Origin of the sequence: Amycolatopsis sp. NPDC023774, assembly GCF_040639695.1 — a bacterium.
Lineage (GTDB): Bacteria > Actinomycetota > Actinomycetes > Mycobacteriales > Pseudonocardiaceae > Amycolatopsis.
Map to the genome: position 1 here is coordinate 166189 of NZ_JBFAAJ010000018.1, position 6662 is coordinate 172850.

5 protein-coding genes and 1 pseudogene are annotated in these 6662 nt (G+C 71.3%); 4 read left to right on the forward strand and 2 right to left on the reverse strand.

Annotation, left to right across the window (positions count from 1 at the left end):
• Positions 1-85: 85 nt before the first annotated feature.
• Positions 86-1159 (reverse strand): succinyl-diaminopimelate desuccinylase, encoded by a 1074-nt coding sequence (gene dapE / locus AB0F91_RS30675; protein WP_360603054.1) that lies wholly within the window; start codon positions 1157-1159, stop codon positions 86-88.
• Positions 1160-1202: 43 nt separating this feature from the next.
• Between dapE and AB0F91_RS30680 the strand changes: the two genes are divergently transcribed.
• The 3 genes from AB0F91_RS30680 (at position 1203) to AB0F91_RS30690 (ending at position 3724) form a co-directional block, all read left to right on the forward strand.
• Complete coding sequence (locus AB0F91_RS30680) at positions 1203-1649, forward strand: hypothetical protein (protein ID WP_360603055.1); 447 nt, start codon at positions 1203-1205, stop codon at positions 1647-1649.
• A gap of 28 nt (positions 1650-1677) precedes the next feature.
• Complete coding sequence (gene dapD, locus AB0F91_RS30685; protein ID WP_360603057.1) at positions 1678-2658, forward strand: 2,3,4,5-tetrahydropyridine-2,6-dicarboxylate N-succinyltransferase; 981 nt, start codon at positions 1678-1680, stop codon at positions 2656-2658.
• A gap of 97 nt (positions 2659-2755) precedes the next feature.
• Complete coding sequence (locus tag AB0F91_RS30690; RefSeq protein WP_360603059.1) at positions 2756-3724, forward strand: CHAD domain-containing protein; 969 nt, start codon at positions 2756-2758, stop codon at positions 3722-3724.
• 760 nt (positions 3725-4484) lie between these two features.
• Here the strand turns inward: AB0F91_RS30690 and AB0F91_RS30695 are convergent.
• Positions 4485-5908 (reverse strand): annotated as a pseudogene (locus AB0F91_RS30695) (FAD-dependent monooxygenase).
• 81 nt (positions 5909-5989) lie between these two features.
• On the opposite strand from AB0F91_RS30695, the gene AB0F91_RS30700 reads away from it, so the two are divergent.
• Complete coding sequence (locus tag AB0F91_RS30700) at positions 5990-6610, forward strand: TetR/AcrR family transcriptional regulator (protein WP_360603061.1); 621 nt, start codon at positions 5990-5992, stop codon at positions 6608-6610.
• The last annotated feature ends 52 nt before the right edge of the window (positions 6611-6662 follow it).

The window sequence follows — 6662 nt, forward strand, 5'->3', positions numbered from 1 at the left end:
CACGGCCGAGCACCCAATGCGGCGTTCGGCGCGCTCAACGCACCCAATGCCGCATTGGGGGGCGGTGGTGGCGGCCGGTCGGGCGTCAGCCCAGGAACTTGCGCAGGACGTCGGCCACCTGGCGGATCTCCGCCACGTGCACGTGTTCCTGCTGCGTGTGCGCGAGGCTCGGGTTGCCGGGGCCGAAGTTCACGGCCGGCATGCCCAGCGCCGCGAAGCGCGCGACGTCGGTCCAGCCCAGCTTCGCGGCGGCGCGGCCACCGGCGGCGGCCACGAGCTCGGCGGCCGCCGGGGCCGAAAGACCGGGCAGCGCGCCCGGTGAGAGGTCCGTGAGCGTCACATCGTAGCCGTCGAACACCTCACGCACGTGGGCCTCGGCCTGCGCGGGGTTGCGGTCCGGCGCGAAGCGGAAGTTGACCGTGAGCACGGCGGCGTCGGGCACGACGTTGCCGGCCACGCCGCCGGCGATCTTCGTGGCCTGCAGTCCTTCGCGGTAGGTGAGGCCGTCGATGTCGACCACGCGCGGCGCGTACCCGGCGAGCCGGCGGAGGGGCTCGCCCAGCGCGTGGATCGCGTTCTCGCCCATCCACGCGCGGGCGGTGTGCGCGCGGGTCCCGCTGGTGCGGATCTCGACGCGCAGCGTGCCCTGGCAGCCGGCCTCGATCGTGCCGTTGGAGGGCTCGCCGACCACGGCCAGGTCACCGGCGAGCCACTCGGGCAGCTCGCGCTCGATGCGGCCGAGGCCGTTCTTGACCGCCTCGACCTCTTCGTTGTCGTAGAAGACGAAGGTGATGTCGTGCTTCGGCTCGGGCAGCGTGGCGGCGAGGTGCAGGAACACAGCGTCGCCGCCCTTCATGTCGACGGACCCCAGGCCGTGGAGGAGCTCTTCCTCGCCGGAACCGGTGCGACGCGACGGGAGGTTGGCGTTTTCCGGCACGGTGTCGAGGTGCCCGGCGAGGATCACGCGCGAGCCGCGGCCGAGGTTCGTGCGTGCGAGTACGGCGTCGCCGTTGCGAACCACCTCGAGGTGCGGCGCCTGCTCGGTGAGCGCGGCCTGCACCGCGTCCGCGAGCCGGCCCTCCTCGCCGGAGACGCTGAACGCGTCGACGAGGGCGGCGGTGAGGTCGGCAGGGTCGGCGCGCAGGTCCAGCGAGGTCATACCGGCACCGTACCGACCCGGCGCGAGGGCTACCGTGAGGGACGTGCGCACGCGAAGCTCCCTGGTCGCTCTCGGCGGCGTCCTCCTGTCCCTGGTCCTGACCGGCTGCGGTTCCGAGGCGGGCCCCACGCCCGGCCCGAACCCGGGCTCGCCAGGTCCTGACGCCCTGCCGATCAAGCTGGACGCGCTGTCCGCCGACGCCTGCTACACGACCCCGCAGACGCAGCTGCCGAAGGGCTGCGAGAAGTTCGTCACGGAGGTCGGCGGCACGGCCGCGGCGGTGCACCAGCGCGCGGCGGCCGGCAAGACCGTCGACGTGGCGCTCGACCACGCGGCGGCCGCGCTGGACCAGGGCGTGAGCGCGTTCCGCGGGGCGGGCTGCACCACCGTGCCCACCGCGGGCGGCCCCTGCACGCAGGCGCTGATCACCATCTCCGGTGCGCTCACATCGGTGAAGAAGCTCGTGAGCCAGCAGGCCACCACGGGTTGAGGCGCGTGGCTCGACTACCGTGACCGGCGTGAGCGAGCAGACCCCTGACCCCGAAACGACCGGCGCCGTCGGCGTCGGGCTGGCCACCGTCGCGTCCGACGGGACGGTGCTGGACACCTGGTACCCGCACCCGAAGCTGACCGGCACCGGCACCAGTGGCACCGAGCGGCTGTCAGCCGCCGAGACCACCGAGCTGCTCGGCGACGCCGCGGCGGCACTGCTCGGGCCCGACACCGACCGCGGTGTCGAGGTCGTCGCGGTGCGCGTGACGATCGGCAACCTGGCCGCCGCCCCCGCCGACGCGCACGACGCCTACCTGCGGCTGCACCTGCTGTCGCACCGGCTCGTGCAGCCCCACGGGCAGAACCTCGACGGCATCTTCGGCAAGCTGGCCAACGTCGTGTGGACGAGCCACGGCCCGTGCCCCGTCGAAGGCTTCGAGCAGACCCGCCTGCGGCTGCGCACCCGCGGCCCCGTTGCTGTGTACGGCGTGGACAAGTTCCCGCGGATGGTCGACTACGTGCTGCCCACGGGCGTGCGCATCGCCGACGCCGACCGCGTGCGCCTGGGCGCGCACCTCGCGTCCGGCACGACCGTGATGCACGAGGGTTTCGTGAACTTCAACGCCGGCACGCTCGGCGCGTCCATGGTCGAGGGCCGGATCTCGGCGGGTGTGGTCGTGGGCGACGGCAGCGACGTCGGCGGCGGCGCATCGATCATGGGCACGCTCTCCGGCGGTGGCAAGGAGGTCATCGCGATCGGTGAGCGCTGCCTGATCGGCGCCAACGGCGGCGTGGGGATCTCCCTCGGCGACGACTCCGTGGTCGAGGCCGGGCTCTACATCACGGCCGGCACGAAGGTCGTCGTGGACGGCAAGACCGTGAAGGCGCGGGAGATCTCGGGTATTTCGGGTGCGCTCTTCCGGCGGAACTCGGCGACGGGCGCGGTGGAGGTCGTGTCGCGCACCGGCGTCGGGATCGAGCTGAACGAAGCGCTGCACGCGAACTGATCGGCTCAGGAAACGGGGGGCGTTCCACCAGGGGCGCGCCCCCGTTTCGTCACAGCTCACAGCCCTTCTGCCTGCGTGTTCACTTACCATTCATGTTGTGACCACCGAATCGTTGCCCTCCTCGACCCGCGGCCGCGCGCCAAAGCCGACGACTCCGGCCGAGCTCGGCTTGCCCGACGAGCCCGCGAAAGCCGGCCCCCGGGACCCGGCGGCCACCCACATCCGGGCCAAGCTGGACCACGAGCTGCGCGAGCTGCTGTCCCGCGAGCCCGGCACCCGCAGCGGCACGGATCCCGAAGACCTGCACCAGATGCGCGTCGCCCTCCGGCGGATGCGCAGCGTGCTGAAGACCTCCGGAGCACTCCTCGGCGACTCCGCCGAGTCCGTGCGCGCCGAGCTGGGCTGGCTCGGCAAGTCCCTCGGCGAAGTCCGCGACTACGACGTGCTGATCGGCCACCTGCGCGAGGTGATCGCCACCTTCGAGGTCCGCGACCAGGCCGCCGGGCGCCGCTTGGTGTCGAAGTTCGTCGCGGAACGCGGCGCGGCCCGGAGGCGCCTCACGCGTGCCCTGTCCAGCACCCGCTACGCGGTCCTGCTCCAGCGCGTCGCCCAGCTCACCCGCACGCCGGACCACGAGATCGACTCCACGCCGCCGGCGCCCGGCAGCTTGGCCGCCGACGTGCGCAAGCCGTACAAACGCCTGGACAAGGCTGTGCGCGCCCTGCCCGCCGACCCGCCCGACGACGACCTGCACGCCCTGCGCATCCACGGCAAGAAGCTGCGCTACACCGTCGAGCTGGCCAGTTCTTCGGCCAAGAAGAAGCAGGCCGCGCAGCTCACCACCCTCATGAAGGCCACCCGCAAACTGCAGACCGTCCTCGGCGACCATCAGGATGCCGTGATCGCCGCCGAGAAGGTCCGCGGCCTCCTGCCCGACGCCGACGGCGAGCTGGGCTTCATCGCGGGCCGCATCGCGGAGCACGAACTCCTGAAGCGCTCCGAGGCGCGCGCCGCGTGGCCGGCAGTGTGGGCTCGCATCGACAAGGCGGCTCGGGCGGCTCTTTGAGGTACGCGGCAACGCAGCCCCTCCGGCGGTTTTCAGGGATCGTTGCCGCACCTGAGTGGCCGGGAGTTGCCGATGCCCACGCGAGGTCGAGACCAAGTCTCACCTCGCGGGCGAGCCGCGGCGGTTGTGGCCGCGCCGCCGACGGTGGTGTCGGCACGGTTTCTGAGGCCGCAGGAGCGGATCCTGATCGCGGCCCGGGCAGGTGACCTGATCGTGGGAGCGTTCAACCGGTCCTCGATCGGACCACTGGCCGAGCACACCACCCGCTACGTGTTCTTGCTGCGCCTGCCCGGCGACTACACCCCGATCGCCGTCCGTCACGCCCTCGTCGCCAAGACCCAGGCCCTGCCCGCGCAGTTGCGGCGGTCACTGACCTGGGACCACGGCAGCGAGAATGCACCTACACGGCCAGTGCACCCACGCCACGAACATGCTGCCGGTCCACTTCTGCGACCCGCCGACACTTCCCCACAGCCACCGGGCTGGCAGTCCACACCGCGCCCAACACCTGGTCGCGGCCGAACTCAACGACCGGCCCCGCATGACCCTCGACGGGGACAGCCCCGTCGAACGCATGAAACGGTCACTCACCACCCACCAGCAGTGTGGCAACGACCGCTGGAAACCGCCTCGCGAAGAGGGCGTCCCCAAGGCCATTCCGCCGGCCCCACCGACGAAACCCGTGGCCAAGCTGATCAAGGCCCGAGTTGTCCACAACTCGCCGGAGCTGGGGGAACTCGGACTTGACACCAAGCCCGGCTCACTCGCTCGCGATCGACCACACGTACCCGTCCGGTCGAACCACAACCCGCCGGCCCGCCGCGGCCTCGTACGCGGCGTACGCGTGCCCGCCCCCGTCCACCAGGTCCGAGCCCGACGCCACCGACCCGGCAGGCAGGATCCGATACGCCGGCACCGCCGAACGGGCAGTACCCGAACCAAAGATCAGCTCCGTGGCGTGCGGCCCCCGGAAAAGCTCGAACAGCCGCACCTGCTCGCCGTTCGCATCCACCAGCGGCGCGTCCGGTGCCCGGTCGCCCGCGCGCAGTCCGCCGGAACCGGGTGCCGCCAACGGCCCACCCCGATACCCGACATCCAGCTGTTGCGTCTCCGCCCCCCGGCGATGGGCGTTCTCATCCCCGTCTGCGTACTTCTCCATCAAGGCCGTCGAAACCCCCAGCGCCCGCGCCGCCACCGCGCGCCGCTCGGGTTCGTAGCTGTCCAGCAACGCGGGGGAACCGGAAGCCAGCTTCCAGCCCAGGTTGTACGCGTCCTGGACCCCGGTGTTCAGCCCCTGCCCACCCGTCGGCGGGTGCACGTGGGCGGCGTCCCCCGCCAGGAACACCCGCCCGACGCGGAACGAAGCAGCGAGGCGGATGTTCGGCCGCCACACCGTCGACCAAGCGAGGTCGAACAGCCGAATCCCGCCGCCCGACACCGAGCAGCCGCGCCTGCACCGCCGGTAGCGAAGTCTCCACCGCCAGGTCCCCCTCCCCCAGCGGCGCCCCGAACTGGAAGTGCGGGGTGCCGGGCAGCGGAGTGAACGCCACCCCGCTCATCGGCGACGAAGCCGGCGCGAACCAGTACGACGAGTCGTGCGAAAGCCCCGCAGCCTGGACGTCGCCGAGCAACATCCGGATCGACTCGTCCGTCGTGCCCTCGAACGGAATCCCCAGCGCCTTGCGCACGTAGCTCTTGCCACCGTCGGCACCGACCAAGTACGCCGCCTCCACCGTCTCCCCTGTCGACAGCGAAGCCGTCACGCCCGAAGAAGACTGCGTGAAGCCCACCAGTCCCACCCCCCAGCTCCACCTGCACCCCGAACGACGACAGCCGCTCCCGCAGGATTCCCTCCGTCTGCGACTGCCCCAGGAACCAGATGTTCGGGTACGGCACCGCGGGCGTCGGCTCGACGGTGTCGCTGATCCAGCGCTCCTGCACGAACTCGTCGCCCAGGTAGACCTTCATCGGGTACTGCGGCAAGCCGACGGCCAGCACCGCGTCGAGCACGCCGAGATCCTCGAATACCTCCAGCGTGCGGGGCTGCAGCCCATCGCCGCGGGAGCCGTTGAAGAACGCCTCGGCCTTGTCGATGAGCCGGACCGCGACGTCGCGCCGGGCCAGCTCGATGGCCAATGTGAGGCCGGTCGGGCCCGCTCCCGCGATCAGCACCGTGGCGTCCATGTCCCCTCCGATGAATTTTGATTCAGTGAATATGGGTTCAGGTTGCGCGCTGCTAGCGTTCCTGTCAAGGGAGGTGCCGAGATGACGGCGACGAGCCGCAAGGAGAAAGCCGCCGAGACGGAGACCGCGCTGAAGGAGGCGGCCAAGCGCGTGTTCGCGCGCAAGGGCTACCTGAACACGAAGATCACCGACATCACGGCGGAAGCCGGCCGGGCGGCGGGCTCGTTCTACAACCACTTCGCCGGCAAAGAGGAGCTGCTCGAAGCACTCCTGGGCGACCTGGCCGCGGCGGGCGACCAGGAGGCGGCCTCCGAGGGCCACCTGTCGGACTTCAGCGACCCCGAGGCCGTGCGCTGGCACGTGCGCCAGTATTGGGACTTCTACAAGGAAAACGCGGCCACGATGCAGGCACTGCGCCAAGCGTCGATGGTCCACGACGGGTTCGCGAGCACGCTCGCGAGCTTCGGCGTCACGCAGGCGGCCGACATCGCGGGACACCTTGAGCGCGTCACGGCCGCCGGGTACGAGCTGCCCGCGTCGACACAGCTGAGCATCGTGATGATGTACCAGCTGATCGACAACTTCGCGCAGATGTGGCTCACCACCCCGGCACCCACGGGCTGGACGGCGCCGAGCGACGACGAGGCCGTCGAGGCGCTCACGAGGTTCGTCTACCGGGGCTTCACGGGCCGCGACGTCTGATCCGACGCGCCCCGATGTGGCGTTGGGGGGGGGCCCCCCCCCCAACCCCCCC